The organism is Tepidanaerobacter sp. EBM-49, from assembly GCF_001896645.1.
Lineage (GTDB): Bacteria > Bacillota > Thermosediminibacteria > Thermosediminibacterales > Tepidanaerobacteraceae > Tepidanaerobacter > Tepidanaerobacter syntrophicus.
The window spans coordinates 1-3,018 of sequence record NZ_MPPE01000038.1 but is presented as its reverse complement, the minus strand read 5'-3'; the positions used below and the strand labels follow the sequence as shown (position 1 = coordinate 3,018).

The window sequence follows — 3,018 nt, the reverse complement described above, 5'->3', positions numbered from 1 at the left end:
TACAAAATCCTTTAAGATTCTAAGCACCTCTTCTTCATCAAGATTTCCCAAAGCTTCGGTTAAATGTTTAAAGTCTGACATTGATGGAAACCTCCTCTTAGTTTAAATATTTTATATGTATATACAAGTTATAATATAAGTATATACATGTAATTTTAGATTGTCAATACTTTTTTGAACATTATTTGTTTTTTAATTGTTTATTTTTTAACTATCTTTCGAATTTCCGCGCTATATTGCGCAAAAAAATATCCCAACCTCTCTTACGATTTAGGTTGGGATATTTTATCGGCAAGCTTATTAAGCTAATATAATTAATTTTATGCTTTTGCCAGTCTTTCATTTATTGCTTTTTGATATTCAACTACCTTTTCTCTTGTAAGTTTATATCCAAATGTCATTATTAAAGCAGAGATTAACGCGAATATGCCGGGGATAAATAGAAATGCATTTATCACACCTGCTTTAAGTGCAGGAGTAGCCGTAGCCGGATCTGCTCCCGGTATAAATCCTGCTGTTGCCAAAACAAAAGGAATAACTGTTCCGCGTGAAATAACGGCTAGTTTTAGTGCAACTGTCATTAATCCCATAACAAAAGATGACGCATCTTCGCCTATCTTCCAGTTGGCATAAATCGATACATCTGAATATAGACCAACCATAACGGAAGTCAGAACACCTAAGAACATTCTTGCTAAAAAAACAACTACGAAGAACAGTGTTACGTTCATTGCTACATACTTACATATTATGAGTGATGCTGCCAGCGCATAAAGACTCACAATTGTTGCGTTTCGTGAAGAGAGCTTCTTAGCAAGAGATCCCGCAAAATAAGAACCTATCACCTGTGCAATGGAGCCTGCCAGTAAATACGCAGGAAAAAGAGACATATCTTGAGCAACATAAGTGAAATAATAAGCTGCTGCCGCTGTCATAACAAAATTGACCATATACCTGAAAAAGTCGGCTATTAATAATACAATAAGGGGCGGGTTTTGAACAAGGCTTTTTACCATGGCTCCTATCGAAACCTTAGAACCTTGTTTGGAACTAAGGGCTTCTGCGCCTGTAGGCTCATAACCTTCGGTTATCTTGAATACTATCCAATAGCATATTGTCATTATCAAAGCAGTCAATCCGGCTAAGATAGTATAGCCGAGAACTTCATTATTTGTGACTTTTCCGAAATATTCCGCCAGTGGTGCTCCCGTATAAGAAAAAACTATACCGGCAAGTGCAGTGTAAGTTGCGCGTCTTGAAGCAAGAAGAGCGGCTTCGTCAGGGTTGGTTGCAAGAACCGGAATAAGTGCTACATTAGCGACCCACGGGATGTTCCATGCTATGTGGCTCAATATAAAACCTGCGCATATTATAAATGCTGCTACTGGATCGGGGCCAATTTTTGTGAATTGAAAGATGTATAAAAAAATAACTACTGGGGGCATAATCAACATCCACGAACGGTTTCTGCCCCATTTTAAAGGTTTTGTGCCGCTGATTATCGCACCATAAAACGGAGACAGCACAGCATCAACGATACTTGTTATCGAGCCTATCAATGCAACCAGAGGGAGGGGAAGTTTTGCTACGTTTGTCAAGAAAAATACAAAAAAGTATAATTCAACTTGTGTCATAAGACTGAAGCCGAAATCCCCTATACCATAAAATGTTTTTATGGTCTTATTTAGCGGTTTTTTCGCCATAAATCTTTCTCCCCTTTCACAAATCCTAATTTAGTGATATATAGGCACTGATTTCATTAAACCAGTGCCTATTATTTCTATGGTTTAACCATATTTTTCCACTGCTTCAATTAAGGCCGTAATATTTTCTACCGGCGTCTCGCGAGGAGCTGTTCCTATAGTAGGAGATAAGATAACTCCGCCTCCGGGCTTAACTTGCTCTAATAAGTTCTTCATATATTCTTCAATCTTCTCCGGCGTACTCCCGATAATAATACTTACAGGTATTCCGCCTACAACACAGGTATGGCCTTTTAATACTTGCTTTGCTTTTACCAAATCTGTTTTTTCAAAGTATGCTACACCCCACCCTTTTGGCAGCTCTAAAATGGTCTCTAGGTGAGGCTCATGATGTCCTTCAAAAAATACCCATGACTTTACGCCCTCATCTAATAATCTGAGTATAACTTCTTTTAATGTGGGCCAATAAAACTCGTTATATAATTTAGGAGAAAGATACTCGTTTAGATGTAGTGGTATCATCGCAAGGTTAATCCCAACCTTTTTATAGGCTAGGGCATACTGCACTATAGGCTCCACAAGGGCTTCGGTAGCTTTCTTTACTTTATCGGGATATCTTCTAATATCAAGTACTACATTATTTATTCCTCTTAAAAAGTCTCCAATGATATCAAGTGGTGCATATGCTCCGCCCATAGGTATGGAAGGATAACCTAAATCTGCTGAAATTTTGCCAATTTGGCGTCCCGCTGCAGAAAATCTGTCAAATTCTCTGCCCAATCTTACCCACGTAGCCATTGCTTGGCGTGGCGTAGAGATATTATTGCATGTCCGCGGAAGTATTGTTTCAGTAACAAATTTTACCGGATCTTCAATCAATTTATCGTATTCATCCGGCTCCATAAAGGTTCCGCCGATAAACTGAGGACTTGAGTTTTCATCAATTTCTCTTCCCGGAAATCTATAATATTTATCGCCTAAAACGTCATGCATAGGACCTGAAATAAAAGTAGTGCTGCGGGCTATATCCTCGAATTCAGAAAAGGCAACGCTAAACACTCGCCCATCTAAGCCGGGTATCGAAGCCGAGGGCCAATCAAACGGGAAATCTTTCAAATATTTTTCAATAGCCTTTATGGCTTTATCATAATCATAGCAAAACTCATGCTGATTAATGCCTGAATAAGCAGGGATTATGTCGCCGCCTATGCCTTTTAGTGGCACTCTATCAGGTTCCTCTAAATTCATAGCAGCTTGTATTCTTGCAAGACGTTCCTTTGCAAGTTCGTCAGGACTTTTTGCACACATCTTTATC

The 3,018-nt window shown here is 38.7% G+C and carries 2 protein-coding genes; both read right to left on the bottom strand.

Features of this window, described 5'->3' with window-relative positions; genetic code table 11:
* Nucleotides 1-320 precede the first annotated feature (320 nt).
* Nucleotides 321-1,703, bottom strand: coding sequence for an MFS transporter (locus BUE08_RS06435; protein ID WP_286680614.1), 1,383 nt, complete (start codon nucleotides 1,701-1,703; stop codon nucleotides 321-323).
* A gap of 84 nt (nucleotides 1,704-1,787) precedes the next feature.
* Nucleotides 1,788-3,018: uroporphyrinogen decarboxylase family protein (locus tag BUE08_RS06430; protein WP_353682097.1), on the bottom strand; the 1,231-nt coding region annotated here is incomplete at its 5' end.

What these genes read in the sequence shown, in the direction of transcription:
- BUE08_RS06435 (WP_286680614.1), bottom strand. Translation starts at nt 1,703, where the DNA reads ATGGCGAAAAAACCGCTAAATAAGACCATAAAAACATTTTATGGTATA.